Consider the following 15,974-nt stretch of genomic DNA (forward strand, 5'->3'; position numbering starts at 1 on the left):
TAACCCCAGTCGACATCAAGCCCGCGCCGCATCAGCCCGTGGCGATTACCTCATAACATGAAGCGCGGCGAAGTCATCCGCCGCGCTTCATGTTTCAACTGCCAAAAAATTCGAGGGAACGGCGAAGGGGCAACGCCCCTGCGAGGCGCGCCCCAACGATCAGCTTTCCGGCTGATCCACCCATTCCCACTTGGTTGTAAACTCGCCCATCCGTATCCGCAGGGCTTCACGGTCCAGATCTGGCCCCGCCGATATTCGCGCAACAAGGCCGCGGCGTTTGCATTCAATGATCTCAACGCATTGCGCGTCAAATCCGTTTTTGGCGAACATATCGGAGAACACCCGGCGGATCGCCATTTTACGAAGCTCGGGTTTGAAGATCTTACCCACTGCGGTTTTAGGAAGCTCGTCCATCACCTCGATATATTTAGGCAACGCCGCGCGCTCATGAATGTGCTCGCGAGCATAGCTCATCAACTCCTCGACCGTCACCTCTGCGCCGGCGACAAGTTCAACATAGGCGCACGGTAGCTCCCCTGCAAAACTGTCAGGTTGGCCAATCGCACCCGCAAAGGCCACGGCGGGGTGTCCGGCCAACGCTTCCTCGATTTCCGCGGGATCAATATTATGCCCACCGCGAATGATCAGGTCTTTGGCGCGACCCGTAATCCAGAGATAGCCATCAGGATCAAGGCGCCCCAAGTCCCCCGTGCGCAAGAAACGATCCTCTGCAAAGAGGTCGTGATTTTTGTCCGCCTCGGTATAGGTCGACCCTTCAAACACGCCGGGATTGGCGACACAAATTTCACCGACCTCATCGACGGCGCATTCGGTGAAACCTTCGGGTGTTTTACGCAAGATACGCACATGGCAATGCGGCAACGGGAGCCCGACCGAACCAACCTTCTTCTGACCGTCCACCGGGTTGCATGACACAAGGCAAGTCGCCTCCGTAAGGCCGTAGCCCTCCGCGATCTCAACACCTGTCGCCGCCTTGAAGCGATTGTAGAGCTCCATCGGCAGGGGCGCGGAACCGGACATAACCGTGCGCAGCGACGAGACATCCGCATCCACAGGGCGCTGCATCAATGCCGAAATCGCGGTTGGCACGGCGATCAGGAATGTGACGTTCCAGCGTTCGATGAGCTTCCAGAAGTTATCAAATACGCCCTCCCCGCGATAGCCAGCAGGGGTCGGCATGACCATGTGAGCGCCGGATGCGATGCATGACATCAAAACCGGATAGGCCGCAAAAACGTGGAACAGCGGCAAAGGACATATCAGCACATCTTCCTGCGCAAACAGAAGCTTTGCGCCGAGCCAACCGTTATACACCATGCCGGAATATTTATGCTGGGCGACCTTGGGCATGCCCGTTGTCCCGCCGGTGTGGAAATAGGCGCAAACGCGGTCTTCCTGCACGTCAGGGAACGACAGCGCATCGGAGGCCTGCGCGTTACACAGCGCCGCGAAATCATGCACTTGCGCTTTATGCGTCACAGGATTTTTCGGCCGGATAAGGGGCACGATCCAGGACTTTGGAGGCGTCAGATAGGTGTTGAGGTCAACTTCAACCACATGCTGGACGTTCGGCGCCATCGCGACGGCCGCTGCGGTGCGCTGCGCGATATCCGCCTTCGGAAAGGCTTTCAGCGTAACCACGACTTTGGCGCCTGTCTCCCGCAAGATCGCGGCGATTTGCTCGGGTTCGAGCAAGGGGTTAACAGGGTTTACGATCCCCGCCGTCGCCCCGCCGAGAAGCGTCACCGCCGTCTCAAGGCTATTGGGCAACACATAAGCGACCGTATCTTTCGGCCCGATACCCAAAGCACGAAACATATTCGCGGCCTGCGTGACGCGTCTTTTCAACCCGTCCCAGCTCAGGGTCTTTGCAGGGTCTTTCATCCCCGCCGTGATCTGGAACGAGATCGCTGGTCGCGCGCCATGACGGGCCGCCGCGCGTGCAACGAAATCATAAATCGTCACGGCCCGATCGACGTCCTGCCAAGGCATTTCCGCCTCAACCGCGTTCCGATCGTCAATATTGACAAATCTCGGCATGTGAATTCCTCCCTCAGACCGCATCTCCTCATCCGGCCTAACCCTAGCATGCGCTAGTAATGTTCGGTCCGGCAAGGGCTTGCACGGATTGAATACGCCACGTCATAACTTCTCGGGACGCAGGGTCAATTGCGCAAAAGCATAGGGAGGGTCTCGTAAAGCGCTAAGGAAAAGGCGCCCCGACGAGGGCGCCTTCAGAAATGCTCCGCGGGCAACACTGTTCCGCGCAGTTTGCAGATCAGGCTTTGCCGCCCGGAATCCGCAAAACCTGGCCCGGATAAATCTTATCGGGGTGGGTCAACATCGGCTTGTTCGCCTCGAAAATTTTGGGGTAGGCATTCGCATCGCCAAGCGTCTTTTTAGCAATGGCAGACAAGGTGTCGCCCTTCTCAACGGTGTGGAAAACAGCTTCAGCCGTGTCCGCATCGTCCGTGGTTTCCACTTCGCCAACGCCTTCGACATTGCCAACCGCGAGAATGATTTTCTCTTTGGTTTCTGCGTCAACAGCCTTGCCGCCGACGACGACCTTACCGCCTTCGACCTTCAAATCGACGCCGGTCGCATCAAGGCCAAGATCCTTGAGTTCGGATTGCAGCGCTTCTGCCGTTGGCTCCGCAGCCTCGGCTTTGCCACCGAACAACGATTTACCAGCATTTTTAACAAAATTGAACAGACCCATAACATACTCCTCATGCGGGGGCAGCGTGTCGCCCCGTGGGTGAATGAGCGGCAGTATGGAGCCTAATCATCAGGTTGCAACCGCTAAGCTCCCGCTCATGTGGCGGAATTCCGCCACATGGCGAGCGCAGCATCGCGCAGTGACTGCGCCGCTTACGCGGCGTGATCACCGCCCTCGGTGAACTGCAATTTGGCCAATTGCGCGTAAAGACCGCCCTGCGCGACCAACTCGTCATGGGTGCCTTGGGCAACAATCTCGCCGCCGTCAAAGACGACGATCCGGTCGGCCTTTTTGACTGTCGCCAAGCGATGCGCGACGATCAACGTCGTGCGATCGCGGGACAGGCGGTCGACGGCGGATTGCACCGCGCGCTCGGATTGCGCATCCAAGGCCGAAGTCGCCTCATCCAGTAATAAAATCGGCGCATCGCGCAAAATCGCCCGCGCAATTGCAATACGTTGCTTTTGCCCGCCAGAGAGCATCACGCCCCGCTCGCCGACGTAAGTTTCAAGCCCCTCAGGCAAAGCTTGCAAGAAATCGAGCGCGTGGGCCGCCTCCGCCGCCGCGTCCACCTCGGCGTCAGTCGCGCTGGGACGGCCAAACCGGATATTCTCGCGCGCCGACGCAGCAAAAATCACCGGATCTTGAGGAACAAGCGCGATCGATTGCCGGAAGTCGTGCCGAGCAAGCGTTTTGAGATCATAGCCATCGATCGAAACGGACCCAAGATCGGGATCATAAAACCGCTGGATGAGTTGAATAACGGTTGTCTTGCCCGCACCAGACGGCCCGACCAGCGCGACCGTCTCGCCCGCCCGAATATCAAGATTGATTTGCTTGAGGGCAGAGGTTTCAGGACGCGACGGGTAATGGAAGGTCACCTTCTCAAATCGGATCGCCCCACTTGCGGGCATCGGCAAAGGCACCGCGTGTTCGGGATCAACAACTGTATCGGTCGCGGTCAACAATTCGGCCAGCCGCTCCGTAGCGCCCGCTGCGCGCTGTATTTCGCCCCAAATTTCGGAAAGCGCCCCGACGCCCCCCGCAACCATCACCGCGTAAATCACAAACTGAACTAGCTCTCCGACCGTCATAACCCCCTGACGCACATCCCGCGCGCCAATCCACAACACGCCAACGACCCCCGCGAACACCAAGAAAATCACGATCATCGTCATGACGGCCCGCGTCCCGATCCGTGTCTGCGCGGACCGGTAGGCGCGCTCTGTCACGTCAGAGAAAGCGGCGCGCGTTTGTGCTTCATGCGTGAAAGCCTGAACGGTTTGCACGGACGATAAAGCCTCGGAGGCAGATCCAGAGGATTTCGCGATCCAATCCTGATTTTCACGCGACAATGTGCGCAGCCGACGGCCCAGCACAATGATCGGAACAACGACCGCAGGCACGATCAATAGAACCAGCCCCGTCAATTTTGCCGAGGTCAGCATGAGCATCACCAGCCCGCCGATCAAGATCAGCACATTGCGCAGCGCAACCGATACAGACGATCCGATTACCGAGAGAATCAGCGTCGTATCCGTCGTAATGCGCGAGATAATCTCACCCGTCAGGATGCGCTCAAAGAAAACAGGCGACATGGATGTCACGCGGTCAAATACCGCCTTGCGGATATCCGCGACAACGCGCTCACCCAACCGCGTGACGAGGTAGTAACGCAGCCCCGTGCCCAACGCGAGAAGCGTGGCGATCATTAATGCTGCCGCGAAATACTGATCGAGAAGTTCGGCGCCCTCCTGGAAGCCATCCACCACGCGGCGCACGGCCAACGGCAAGATCAAGGAAATCGAGGCGGTCAAGACCAGCGCCCCAAGCGCCATCAAAGCCAGTATTTTGTAAGGTTTCACAAATGGCATCAGGCCCGACAGCGCGCCGATCCGTTTCGTAGTCGGGCGATCTTCGGTTGCCGTTGACGGGTTGCGTGCCATTTGATCCCTCTCGCGCTTTTGCCAAGTGGTGTAGGCAGATGCGCCAAGCTGGGCAACCCCTGCCCGCCCTGAACGCGTGTGACATATCTGCACGCAACAGGCGTTTTGGCGGATCGAGGCGGAAAAGTTTGGTGCGGGCGGCCGGACTCGAACCGGCATGGGCTTATCGCCCGAGGGAGTTTAAGTCCCATGCGTCTACCATTTCGCCACGCCCGCGTGGGGGCACGCGCGCCCCTCTGGCACTGGCTAGCGGATGACGCACAAATGGGCAAGTCCCCTGCGTAACGGCAAACCCTCTGGCATGGCGGATGATTCCCAAGTAAACCCGCCCCAAAGCGGACGAAAGGGCATCTCACGCATGGCGCGCCATCTCATCACCTCGGCTATCCCCTATATCAACGGCATCAAGCACCTGGGCAACCTTGTCGGCTCGCAGCTTCCGGCCGATCTTTTCGCGAGGTTCCAGCGCGCGCGCGGCAATGAGGTCATGTTCATCTGCGCCACCGACGAGCATGGGACGCCTGCCGAACTCGCCGCGGCAAAAGCCGGCCAGCCTGTCGATGACTATTGCGCGCAAATGCATGCTGTTCAGGCCGAAATTGCCGAAGGCTTTCGCCTCTCGTTCGATCACTTTGGCCGTTCCAGCTCGCCTCAAAACAGGGTTCTGACGCAGGCCTTTGCCAAGCGTCTGGCCGAGGAAGGCTTGATTCGCGAAGTGACAGAACAGCAGATGTACTCGAACTTCGATGGCCGTTTCCTGCCGGACCGGTATATCGAGGGGACCTGCCCGAACTGCGGGTTTGACTCCGCGCGAGGCGACCAGTGCGACAACTGCACCAAGCAACTCGATCCCGTCGATCTGATCAACCCGCGCTCGACGATTTCCGGCTCGACCGATCTGGAGCTCCGAGACACGAAGCATCTGTTCTTGCGCCAGTCCGCGATGCGCGACAAGCTTCAGGCTTGGATCGACAGCAAGACCGATTGGCCGATTTTGACGACGTCGATCGCGAAGAAATGGCTTAACGATGGCGATGGCCTACAAGACCGTGGCATCACCCGAGATCTGAGCTGGGGTGTCCCGGCGCAATTCGAGGGCGCGCCATGGACAGGAATGGACGGGAAAGTCTTCTACGTCTGGTTCGACGCGCCGATTGAATATATCGCCGCAACTGAGGAATGGGCCGATAAAACGGGCGGAGATTGGGCCCGTTGGTGGCGCACCGATCGCGGTGCACAAGACGTGACCTACACCCAATTCATGGGTAAGGATAACGTGCCATTCCACACCCTCTCCTTCCCCGCCACGATCCTTGGCTCGAACGAGCCGTGGAAATTGGTCGATTACATCAAGTCATTCAACTACCTGAATTATGATGGGGGCCAGTTCTCGACGTCGCGCGGGCGCGGCGTGTTTATGGATCAGGCGCTCTCGCTGCTGCCGGCGGATTATTGGCGTTGGTGGCTTCTAAGCCATGCGCCGGAATCTGCGGATAGCGAGTTTACATGGGATAACTTCCAAGCCTCCGCGAACAAGGATCTCGCGGATGTGCTTGGCAATTTCGTGAGCCGAATCACGAAATTCACTCGGTCCAAATTCGGCGAGGCCTTGCCCGAGGGCGGAAACTGGGGCGAAAAGGAAGCCGCGTTGATTGCAGAACTGACGACTCGCGTTCGCGACTACGAGGCCTTCATGGAGGCGAAAGAGGTTCGCAAGGCCGCCGCGGAATTGCGCGCGATTTGGGTCGCGGGCAACGAGTATTTGCAATCTTCCGCGCCTTGGACGGTCTTCAAAACAGACCCAGCACAGGCGGCGGCACAGGCGCGTCTCGCGCTCAACCTCGTGCGCCTCTATGCCGTGCTCTCTGCCCCGTTCATCCCGGACGCGAGTGCCTCGATGCTGGCGGGGATGCAGACGGAGGATACGAGCTGGCCTGACGATATCGAAGCCGCGCTGAATGTCCTGCCGGTTGGCCATGCGTTCACTGTGCCGGAGGTTTTGTTCCGCAAGATCTCTGACGAAGAGCGAGAAGAATGGCAGGGCCGCTTCGCAGGAACACGCGACTGATTAGCCAAATTCCGTTATCAAAAAAGCCCCCGCTCATATCCTGAGCGGGGGCTTTTTTGTAACTTACCCTCAATGAGTGGTCGCGGGCGATTACCCTCTCGCGGCCTTGATCGAGGCTTCGATAATATCGAGCGCCTCGTCGAACACCGCGTCAGGAATCGTGAGCGGCGCAAGGAACCGGATAACGTTGCCATAGACACCGCAGGTCAACAGGATCAGCCCGCGCTTGAGAGCTTCTTCACGCACCCGTCCGGTAAACGCCGCATCCGGCGTCTGCGTGCCCGCAACGTTGAATTCGACGGCGTTCATAAAGCCGGGGCCACGAATATCCACGATCTCAGGCGTCACGTCGGCAATCGCGGCGAGGCGTTGCTTAAGACGCGCACCCATCCGGTTCGCACGGTCGCAAAGCTGTTCTTCCTCAATCACATCAAGCACGGCATGCGCGGCGGCGACGCCCAAAGGATTGCCCGCGTAAGTCCCGCCGAGCCCCCCTGGATTGGGGCTATCCATAATATCGGCGCGGCCCGTTACCGCAGAGATCGGCAGCCCGCCGCCAAGGCCCTTGGCCATCGTCACGATATCGGCCGCAACGCCGTGGTGTTCCATCGCGAAAAGCTTCCCCGTGCGCGCGAAACCGGTTTGCACCTCATCCGCAATCAGCACGATTCCATGCGTGTCACACAGGCTACGAAGCTGCGTGAAGAACCCCTGAGGAACCTCATAAAATCCGCCCTCGCCCTGCACGGGCTCGATGATAATGGCCGCAACGCGGCTTGGCTCCAGATCTGCTTTGAACAGACGATCCAATGCCGCCATCGCATCCTCGGCGCTCACACCGTGCAATGGATTCGGGAACGGCAGATGCCAGATATCGTTCATCATCGGCCCGAACCCGGCTTTGTAGGGCTGCACCTTCCCAGTCAGCGCCATCCCCATGAATGTGCGGCCATGGAAGCCCCCCGCAAAGGCGATAACGGCCGCGCGGTTGGTATAGTGACGGGCAATTTTTACCGCGTTTTCAACTGCTTCTGCGCCAGTCGTGGCAAAAATAGTCTTTTTTTCGAAATCGCCCGGCAGCGCCGAATTGAGGCGCTCCGCGAGATGAACGTAATTCTCGTAAGGCACGACCTGATGGCAGGTATGCGTGAAACAATCGAGCTGCTTTTTGACGGCCTCAATCACCTTCGGATGGCGATGGCCTGTATTTACCACGGCGATACCGGCGGCGAAATCGATATAGCGATTGCCGTCTTTATCCCAAATTTCGGCGTTCTCGGCGCGTTCGGCATAGATCTGCGTTGTCATGCCCACGCCCTTGGCGATGGAGGCGTTCTTACGGTCGGTCAGCGGGGTCGTGGGCGAGTGGGTCATGCAAATCTCCGATTCGGCATCTTGCATTTTTTCTGCAAGATTTTATGAAATCTGGATAGTGGTATTTTTCAAAACACCGCCACCGCTTCCGACAAATGATCGAACGGATACGTCATTATGGACACCCTCGACGAGACTGTGCATTTTCGTGTGACGGAGGCGGCGAAAGCGGCGGGCGTCGCGCCATCTACCCTGCGCCTGTGGGAGATGCAGGGGCTGATCAAGCCCGAACGCCGGCCATCGGGGCAGCGGATATATTCCGAAAGCGACGTCGCACAGCTTCAACGGATCGCCTTTTTGCGCAAAAGCACCGGACTGAACCCCGCCGCGATCCGCGCGCAATTGCTGGCCGAGAACACCCCTCAACCTATCCCGCATATTTTGAACGAACCCTTGGGCGCGGCGCTGCGCCAACTGCGGCTTACCCGCGGCGAAACGTTGGAACTTGTCGCCCATCAGGCAGGCATGTCGGCCTCTGCCCTCTCCACATTGGAGCGCACGGGCGCTGGCGTGTCGTTCAAGATGCTGGCCGATTTGACGAAATATTACGGCACAACAGTGTCGAAGCTGACCGGTCAGGAAAGCCGTAATCAAGCCGTGGTGCGCGCAGGACGCGAGCGCCTTTGGCCGATGCCGGTGCAGGGCGTACGCGTTGAGGTTCTCGCGGAGGGGTTACGGCAAATGGATTGCCACCGCTTCATCCTCTCCCCTGGCGCTGCATCCTCCGGCGCTTACGATCACGAGGGCGAGGAATTTATCACCGTGATCAACGGGCGATTTAGGATCACCCTTGATACTGACGAGACACATGAGTTGGCCGCCGGTGATTCGATCTATTTCGAGAGCCGTCGCCCGCACGCTTGGGCGAATGCCGCCGACGATATTTGCACCCTGATCTGGGTAAATACCCCGCCGAGCTTCTAACCGCTAAACGCTCAATCTCAGTCCTCTGCACAGTATTGTCGATTGACGCGCCGCAGCGGATAAAGGACCTTCGCGCCATGTTTCCCATTCGCGATCACAACCCGTCTTTGCAAACGCCCTATGTCACATGGGCGCTTATCCTCGTTAACGTCGGAATGTATCTCCTGACATTGCCGGTCGGCGACAGCTACGGCCTGCTTTGGGCGTCATTGGCGCTTTACCCCGATGCCGTGACGCACGGCGCCTATCTCCACGGACTTTTGACGCATATGTTTTTGCACGCAGGGCTAATGCACCTTGGTGGTAACATGCTGTTTTTGTGGGTCTTCGGAGATAACCTAGAAGATCAGATGGGCCGCGGCCGCTTTCTTGGCTTCTACCTTTTGGGGGGCTTGGCGGCGGCTTTCGCGCAAATACTCGCGGATCCGTCGAGCGGCGTTCCCATGGTCGGCGCATCAGGAGCCATCGCAGGGGTTATGGGCGGCTATCTCTTGCTCTACCCCAAAGCACGGGTCGATGTGCTGTTCTTTTTCCTGATATTTTTCAAAATCTTCCCTATCCGCGCATGGATTGTCCTCGGGGTTTGGTTCGCGTTGCAGGTGTTCAACGGCGCCAGCACCGTAGGCGATGACGGCGGTGTGGCGTATTGGGCCCATGCGGGCGGGTTTTTGGCGGGGTTTGCTTTGGCGGTCCCGACATGGCTTCGACTGGGTGGCGTCCGGTTCTGGGCGCAGAACCACGGTCATCCGCCGCATCCAGAAGCCGAATACTCCAAATCGCACGTGCCAATCGTGCGCAGACAACCGCGCCGATGACCGGCGCGGGGAAGCATCCGATCCCCGCAGTGCTCGCCGTGGTGATCCGCGACGGTCAAGCGCTTTTGGTACAGCGCGCTAACCCACCTGATCAGGGGCTTTGGGGATTTGCGGGCGGCAAGATCGACCGGGGCGAGACAATTTTTGACGCGGCGCAGCGCGAACTCTTTGAGGAGACGCACGTACACGCGACGGCGCAACATGTGATCAGCACTCTGGATGCGATCAGCTATGATCCTGATGGTACAATCGCATTTCATTATCTGCTGATTGCTGTGCTATGCGAATGGATCTCAGGCACGCCGAAGGCCGCGGATGACGCGCTGGATGCACGGTGGATACCGATTGCCACGATGGAGACAGAGCTGCAACTCAGCCGCGATGTTGCATCCTTGGCACGGGATGCCCTCGCCATCGCTGCAAATGGAAAAGGCGCCGGACAATCGCCCAGCGCCCCGTAAATTTCGTTTGTTGCGCGTAACTTACGCCGGTTGGCGCAGAATTTTGCACAAAGGGTCGAACATCTCGCCGTTGGTCGCGATTACGGAACCGCTCTCGAAAATATCGCGCCCTTCGCGAACAGGTCCAATGAAACCACCCGCTTCTTTAACGAGGATCAAACCGGCCGCGATGTCCCATGCCTTCACGCCGCGCTCCCAATAGCCTTCATACCGGCCCGAAGCGACATATGCCAAATCCAGCGACGCCGCGCCAAAGCGACGGACGCCCGCGCAAACAGGCATCAGGCGCGCGAAATCTTGCAAGGTTGCTGGCAAGGTCGACTGACCTGCGAAGGGAACACCCGTCGCGAAAATCGATTCAAGCATCACGCGACGGCCAGACACACGCAAGCGGGTCTCGTTGCAATAGGCACCGCCGCCTTTTTCCGCCCAATACAGCTCGTCCTTCGCGGCATCGAAAACAACGCCCGCGACAATCTCGCCTTTGTGCTCGAGCGCGATAGACACAGCCCAATGCGGCAAACCGTGAAGGTAGTTGGTTGTGCCATCAAGCGGATCAACGATCCAACGGCGCGTCGGATCTTCACCGGCTTCTTCCCCGGTTTCCTCACCGAGCCAGCCATAGCTGGGACGCGCGGAGCGCAGTTCTTCTTTGATGATCCGCTCGGCCTCTTTATCGGCGCGCGAGACGAAATCGCCCGGCCCCTTTGAGGACACTTGCAGTTGCTCAACTTCGCGGAAGTCTTTCACGAGGCTGCGGCCTGCCTTGCGGGCGGCCTTGATCATCAGGTTTAGATTGGCGCTGCCTTGCATCGGATGGGGCTCCTTCACATCAAGGGCGTGCTATACGCGGGCGCGCAAAGAATTCCAAGAGCTTTGCTGCGCCTTTCGCCCTGCAATTATGACCTATTGTCAGGCTCGCTGGAGTTTCACGGGCTCGGTGCGGGCCAGCCGCAAGAAATGCGCCATATAAGGCTCGGTCGCGTCATCGCTGCGCGTCGCCGCATAGAGCCGTTTGGTGATGCCCTGCTCCGTCACCGGTCGCGTGATATAATCAGGGCGATACTTTACCTCACGCAGAACCCAATCAGGCAATACGGCAACTCCGCGCCCCGAGGCGACCAGCATGAGAATAACCGTTGTCAACTCCACCTGCCGATGCGCTTTAGGCTCGACGCGCGCAGGTGTGAGCAGTTGCGTGAATACATCCGAGCGCGCCCGATCCACAGGATAGGTGATCAACGTCTGATCCGCGAAATCCTGCGCCGTCACAAACGGCTTTTCCGCAAGCGGGGAGTTTGAGGCGGCAATGAAGGTGGGGGAGTAATCAAACAGCGGATTGAACGTAATATGCTCGAGTTTCTCTGGATCCGAGGAAATCACAAGATCCACCTCCTCGCGGCCCAAAGCCGCCAAGGCAGAGAACGCAAGTCCGGGACGAATATCGATATCGATATCGGGCCAAGCCCTACGGAATTGCTCCAACACGGGGAACAACCACTCAAAACAGGCATGACATTCAATCGCGATATGCAAGCGCCCTGCCCGCCCCTGACGCAGCGCGTCAAATTCGGCCTCCGTCGCCTCGATCTCTGGCAAGATGCGCTCCGCGAGACGTAAAAGCTTATGCCCCGCAGAAGACAGCTTGAGAGGCTTGGCGCGACGCACAAAAAGCTCAATGCCCGCCTGTTCTTCCAAGCCTTTGATTTGGTGCGATAAAGCTGATTGCGTGATGTGCAAGATATCAGCCGCGCGCGCCAATCCGCCCGCGTCATGAATGGCCTTAATCGTGCGAAGGTGACGGAATTCGAGGTGCATCTTGTTGCTGGACTCATAATCGTGATGAAGATTATGAATTTGTCTCACAAGTGATTTTCTGGCACAAGGGGCATAACAAAAGGATTTTCGCTATGGCTACGCCCAATATCTCGTTCGAATTCTTCCCGCCGCAAACGCTTGATGCGTCGTTCCGGCTGTGGGAAACCGCACAAGTGCTGGCTCCCCTCCAGCCGAATTTCGTGTCCGTCACCTATGGCGCGGGCGGCACCACGCGCAAGCTCACCCATGAGGCGGTAACGACCATCGGCAAGAATTACGGCCTGAACGTCGCCGCGCATTTGACATGCGTTGACGCAACACGTGCAGAAACAAAAGATATCATCGATGCCTATGCCGAGGCAGGCGTTACCGATATCGTGGCGCTGCGCGGCGATGCGCCCAAAGGGGCCACGAAGTTCACACCGCATCCGGAGGGGTTCGCCTCATCGGTCGACCTGATCGAATTTCTTGCCGAGGACGGCCGCTTTAACATCCGCTGCGGGGCCTATCCCGAGCCGCATCCCGAGGCGACGGACGCACTTGCCGATGTGCGCTTCCTCAAGCGCAAGCAAGACGCGGGCGCGACATCCGCGATCACCCAGTTCTTCTTTGAAGCCGATACTTTCTTCCGCTTCCGTGATGCCTGCGACAAAGAAGGCGTGACCGCGAAAATCATTCCGGGCATTTTGCCGATCCAGTCTTGGGCGGGCGCGCGCCGGTTTGCGGAGCGTTGCGGCACAAGCGTCCCGACTTGGGTCATCGAAGCGTTTGAGGCCGCGCAACGCGATGGCCGTGAAGAGCTTCTGGCGCTGTCCATGTGCACTGAGCTGTGCGACGAGTTGATCCGTGGCGGCGTAGAAGATCTGCAATTCTACACGCTCAACCGTCCGACCCTCACGCGGGATGTATGTCATGCTTTGGGAATCACGCCGCAAGCGCGCCTCGAAAAAGTAGCCTGATTATAAAATCTTACGAGGCACTGCGACGCAGAGATTGAAGAATGGAGTGCGCGCGCGAGATCTTCTCGGGCGCGCTTTTCATATCGCCCGCCTTCCCCTCAGCCAGGGCATCCCCGTTGACAGGCGGCACCTCTTGATCGCCTCGTTTCGCGGATGAGACCTCGTCAAAGGCCCCGTCCTCAAAGAGGGCCACATCATTGTCACCTTCCTCAGCCGCCCCGTCAGCGCGCGGCAGCCGCGGCCCGATGCGCGGTGGTGTTTGCGGAAGCGTTTCTAAGGCGCGGGCGAATTTTGGGCTGATGATCGCCTGCCAACGCCGCCCACCCAGCGCCGTCTCATGCAGCTTTTCGGTGGGATCGTTGCCAACCATCCGCGGCGCCCGAAGCCAAAACATTTTGCCCCACGCCCGCCACGTCCCTAATGAGGGGGCATCGCGATCCGTCGGGAACAGGGCGCGCCATCCAGCCGGCAAGGCAAAACCGCGCCGCGACATACGCTCCAGCATCCATACCAGAGGAATATTCGCCAAAGGTCGCGCGGCATCATTGTCACCAAGCTGCCCGCCAATATCGCCGTGCGACCCACGGAACCAAACCTGTTCGATCCGGCCCGCTTCAGTATGCGCGCTATCCCACAAGAGGGGCTCGAACACAGACCTTGTCTCGTCCAACGCCAGCGCATGGAAACCATGCCGAACCGACGGGCCGAGGTGATGATCGTGGAACAACACCCGCGCCTCGTCATGGAACATCCAGAAAATTGGCAATTTCAGCCCCAAGCCACGCACTGTATCGAACACCCCAACCATTTCGATCGGCGCCTGCGGATGGCAGAATTTCTTGTGGAACAACTCGGAGGGCGTATCACGTCGCTCATAATAGCGCCATGCGAGACGGATATTACGCTCCACCGCATGCTCGTGCCGCACAAGGCCGACACGATCGATGATCCCCGCGAGCGACCGCGCCGCAAATGCGCCGCGCGAATACCCGAGAATGAAAATCCTGTCGCCTTCGCGATAATGCGAGGCAAGCCATCCATATGCGCGACGGATCTGGCGCTCGACACCCCAACCGAGAATGACTTCGGACACTTCTGCCCATTCACGCCACTCCACCCCTTTGCCGTAATAGACCGAGGCGCGCGCCTCGCCACCGCGCAGAAGATGGTGGATCAACCCGATCGACGTGATGCGCGCGGGATGCAAACTTCCCATCGTGCCATCGAGCAAGATGACATGATCCACGCTCTCGCGGGCCATGCCCCTCGGCGCAACCGCGTCAGGCGAAACGCGTGAGGATTTGATCCGTGCAGACGTGCCGATCAGATCGGCAAAGCTTTTGATCAGCCCCCGCATGATCCGCCATGCCATCGCAAAGTCCTCCGCCCGCGCACCTTAACGCCCTCCTGCAAACTGTAAGCGTTCTGGCAGGTTAGTCCATGCGGTTTACGATGATGTTACCGACAGGCGCTCAAGGCACTCACGCCTGCCCGATAGGAAACACCCATAAAAAAACCCCGCATCACTGCGGGGCTTTTCCTAAAACAACACCGGTCCTTAGCTGATAAGCGACATCGCGGTGACCACTTCCATCGCACCAAAGCCGTTAAAACGGGTATTGGTGGCCATCGAGTAGGCGCCCATCCCTTGGAACAAGACGTAATCGCCCTCCTCCATATCAGCTGGAAGCATCAGATCCCCCGGCAGGCGGTCAACGGAGTCACAGGTCGGCCCGAAGACAATCCGGGGCGTCGGCGACCCGATGCGGCGTTGGCCTTCGGGTGAGAAAACTTCAATCCGGTCGATGCTGGACACCAGCGGAAACTCCGCAAGGCCACCATAGACGCCATCGTTCAAGAAGACATGCTCGCCATCGCGCAAGGATTTGACGCGCGTGATATGCGCGAACGCATCCGCAATCAGGCCACGGCCCGGTTCGCAAACAAGCGCCGGACGAGTGTCGCCGAAGCTCTCCATCGCCACACGGTCGATCAGCGCAAAGATCGCCTCGAGTTCCGGCGCAGGCCCTTCATTGCGGTGCGACGGGAAACCGCCACCGACATTGAGACGGCGCGCCATCACCCCGGCCGCATCGCAGATTTCGCGCGCGGTGCGGATATACGCGTCCCACGCCATCGGATCGGTGCATTGCGTCCCGGGGTGGAAGGTCAGGGATGGAATGAAACCGGCCTCATCCGCGCGTTTCAACAGTTGCGCCGCAAGCTCCGCAGTTGCGCCGAACTTCGCGCCGAAATTATAGGCCGCGCCGTTCACCGGAAGCTTGAAGCGCACCGAGATTTCGCAATCAGCCGTCGGCACCATTTCGATCAGCTTTTCGAGCTCGGAAACCGAATCTACGGACCACGTCTTAACACCCGCCTCGACCGCATGTGCGATCTCGTCGCGGCCCCGAACGGGGTTGTGGTAATGCAAAGCGGCCGTCGGTGCGAGGCGACGGATCAAGTCAATTTCGAACGGCGAGGCCACATCAAACCCGCTTACGCCCGCAGCAACGAGGTTTTGGATGACCATCTCGTCAGGGTTCGATTTGACGGCATAAGTGACGAGCCCCGGAAAGCCCTTCATGAAGCGACGCGCGGTCGACTGCAAAATCGACGGGGACACCACCATGACAGGGTGATCCGGCTCTTGCGTACGGATGATTTCGGACGGGTTCGCCCAGATCGTTTTCGACAGTCCCATCGGTTTAATCCTCACCAATAGATGCAGCCACCTCTTGCCCCGGCTTTACGGGTCGGGAGACGCTTACGCGTTTCAACCAACCAGGCCAGGTGCGTATGAGCCGCCCTTTTCCTGTCTTTCCATAATGCGCCGTATGCGGCACAAATGCACCGAACAAAAGAGCAG

General features: G+C 58.8%; 13 protein-coding genes and 1 tRNA gene. 5 read left to right on the forward strand and 9 right to left on the reverse strand.

Annotated features, from left to right (window positions below; genetic code table 11):
* Positions 1–159: 159 nt before the first annotated feature.
* From SJY32_RS10950 to SJY32_RS10965, 4 genes are all read right to left on the reverse strand, one after another.
* Positions 160–2,061, reverse strand: coding sequence for an acyl-CoA synthetase (locus SJY32_RS10950; protein ID WP_376874907.1), 1,902 nt, complete (start codon positions 2,059–2,061; stop codon positions 160–162).
* 238 nt (positions 2,062–2,299) lie between these two features.
* Positions 2,300–2,740 (reverse strand): peptidoglycan-binding protein LysM, encoded by a 441-nt coding sequence (gene lysM, locus SJY32_RS10955; RefSeq protein WP_376874910.1) that lies wholly within the window; start codon positions 2,738–2,740, stop codon positions 2,300–2,302.
* Positions 2,741–2,892: 152 nt separating this feature from the next.
* Complete coding sequence (locus SJY32_RS10960) at positions 2,893–4,686, reverse strand: ABC transporter transmembrane domain-containing protein (protein ID WP_376874912.1); 1,794 nt, start codon at positions 4,684–4,686, stop codon at positions 2,893–2,895.
* A 129-nt stretch (positions 4,687–4,815) separates the two neighbouring features.
* Positions 4,816–4,902, reverse strand: a tRNA-Leu gene (locus tag SJY32_RS10965).
* Between the two features lie 142 nt (positions 4,903–5,044).
* Here SJY32_RS10965 and metG point away from each other — a divergent pair.
* A complete protein-coding gene (gene metG / locus SJY32_RS10970; RefSeq protein ID WP_376874915.1) occupies positions 5,045–6,754 on the forward strand; it encodes a methionine--tRNA ligase in 1,710 nt (569 codons plus the stop codon).
* Between the two features lie 90 nt (positions 6,755–6,844).
* On the opposite strand, the gene SJY32_RS10975 is transcribed toward metG, so the two are convergent.
* Positions 6,845–8,128 carry a 4-aminobutyrate--2-oxoglutarate transaminase gene (locus tag SJY32_RS10975; protein ID WP_376874918.1) on the reverse strand — a complete coding sequence of 428 codons (1,284 nt, stop codon included), beginning with the start codon at positions 8,126–8,128 and terminating at the stop codon, positions 6,845–6,847.
* Positions 8,129–8,245: 117 nt separating this feature from the next.
* Between SJY32_RS10975 and SJY32_RS10980 the strand changes: the two genes are divergently transcribed.
* The 3 genes from SJY32_RS10980 to SJY32_RS10990 all read left to right on the forward strand — a co-directional run bounded on the left by SJY32_RS10980 (position 8,246) and on the right by SJY32_RS10990 (position 10,328).
* On the forward strand, positions 8,246–9,052 hold the full coding sequence (locus SJY32_RS10980; protein ID WP_376874921.1) for a MerR family transcriptional regulator: 807 nt from the start codon (positions 8,246–8,248) through the stop codon (positions 9,050–9,052).
* A gap of 77 nt (positions 9,053–9,129) precedes the next feature.
* Positions 9,130–9,867: a rhomboid family intramembrane serine protease gene (locus tag SJY32_RS10985; protein ID WP_376874924.1), complete on the forward strand. Its 738-nt coding sequence runs from the start codon at positions 9,130–9,132 to the stop codon at positions 9,865–9,867.
* A complete protein-coding gene (locus tag SJY32_RS10990; RefSeq protein ID WP_376874927.1) occupies positions 9,864–10,328 on the forward strand; it encodes an NUDIX hydrolase in 465 nt (154 codons plus the stop codon). Before SJY32_RS10985 ends, SJY32_RS10990 begins: the two co-directional genes overlap by 4 nt.
* Before the next feature lie 21 nt (positions 10,329–10,349).
* Here the strand turns inward: SJY32_RS10990 and SJY32_RS10995 are convergent, their stop codons facing one another.
* Positions 10,350–11,141: an inositol monophosphatase family protein gene (locus SJY32_RS10995; protein WP_376874930.1), complete on the reverse strand. Its 792-nt coding sequence runs from the start codon at positions 11,139–11,141 to the stop codon at positions 10,350–10,352.
* 99 nt (positions 11,142–11,240) lie between these two features.
* Positions 11,241–12,146 (reverse strand): LysR substrate-binding domain-containing protein, encoded by a 906-nt coding sequence (locus tag SJY32_RS11000; protein ID WP_376877696.1) that lies wholly within the window; start codon positions 12,144–12,146, stop codon positions 11,241–11,243.
* 92 nt (positions 12,147–12,238) lie between these two features.
* On the opposite strand from SJY32_RS11000, the gene metF reads away from it, so the two are divergent.
* On the forward strand, positions 12,239–13,105 hold the full coding sequence (metF, locus tag SJY32_RS11005) for a methylenetetrahydrofolate reductase [NAD(P)H] (RefSeq protein ID WP_376874933.1): 867 nt from the start codon (positions 12,239–12,241) through the stop codon (positions 13,103–13,105).
* 10 nt (positions 13,106–13,115) lie between these two features.
* On the opposite strand, the gene SJY32_RS11010 is transcribed toward metF, so the two are convergent.
* Together SJY32_RS11010 and SJY32_RS11015 are read right to left on the reverse strand one after the other, a co-directional pair.
* Entirely contained in the window at positions 13,116–14,477 is a 1,362-nt protein-coding gene (locus tag SJY32_RS11010) for a DUF2235 domain-containing protein (RefSeq protein ID WP_376874936.1), read from the reverse strand.
* 186 nt (positions 14,478–14,663) lie between these two features.
* Positions 14,664–15,809 carry a type III PLP-dependent enzyme gene (locus SJY32_RS11015; protein WP_376874939.1) on the reverse strand — a complete coding sequence of 382 codons (1,146 nt, stop codon included), beginning with the start codon at positions 15,807–15,809 and terminating at the stop codon, positions 14,664–14,666.
* Between the last annotated feature and the right edge of the window lie 165 nt (positions 15,810–15,974).

It is taken from the genome of Albirhodobacter sp. R86504 (genome assembly GCF_042466415.1).
Classification (GTDB): Bacteria; Pseudomonadota; Alphaproteobacteria; order Rhodobacterales; family Rhodobacteraceae; genus Albirhodobacter.

Bases quoted from the DNA above. Each gene is read 5' to 3' on its own strand.
- SJY32_RS10950 (WP_376874907.1), bottom strand. From the start codon at position 2,061: ATGCCGAGATTTGTCAATATTGACGATCGGAACGCGGTTGAGGCGGAA.
- lysM (WP_376874910.1), bottom strand. From the start codon at position 2,740: ATGGGTCTGTTCAATTTTGTTAAAAATGCTGGTAAATCGTTGTTCGGT.
- SJY32_RS10960 (WP_376874912.1), bottom strand. From the start codon at position 4,686: ATGGCACGCAACCCGTCAACGGCAACCGAAGATCGCCCGACTACGAAA.
- metG (WP_376874915.1), top strand. From the start codon at position 5,045: ATGGCGCGCCATCTCATCACCTCGGCTATCCCCTATATCAACGGCATC.
- SJY32_RS10975 (WP_376874918.1), bottom strand. From the start codon at position 8,128: ATGACCCACTCGCCCACGACCCCGCTGACCGACCGTAAGAACGCCTCC.
- SJY32_RS10980 (WP_376874921.1), top strand. From the start codon at position 8,246: ATGGACACCCTCGACGAGACTGTGCATTTTCGTGTGACGGAGGCGGCG.
- SJY32_RS10985 (WP_376874924.1), top strand. From the start codon at position 9,130: ATGTTTCCCATTCGCGATCACAACCCGTCTTTGCAAACGCCCTATGTC.
- SJY32_RS10990 (WP_376874927.1), top strand. From the start codon at position 9,864: ATGACCGGCGCGGGGAAGCATCCGATCCCCGCAGTGCTCGCCGTGGTG.
- SJY32_RS10995 (WP_376874930.1), bottom strand. From the start codon at position 11,141: ATGCAAGGCAGCGCCAATCTAAACCTGATGATCAAGGCCGCCCGCAAG.
- SJY32_RS11000 (WP_376877696.1), bottom strand. From the start codon at position 12,146: ATGCACCTCGAATTCCGTCACCTTCGCACGATTAAGGCCATTCATGAC.
- metF (WP_376874933.1), top strand. From the start codon at position 12,239: ATGGCTACGCCCAATATCTCGTTCGAATTCTTCCCGCCGCAAACGCTT.
- SJY32_RS11010 (WP_376874936.1), bottom strand. From the start codon at position 14,477: ATGGCATGGCGGATCATGCGGGGGCTGATCAAAAGCTTTGCCGATCTG.
- SJY32_RS11015 (WP_376874939.1), bottom strand. From the start codon at position 15,809: ATGGGACTGTCGAAAACGATCTGGGCGAACCCGTCCGAAATCATCCGT.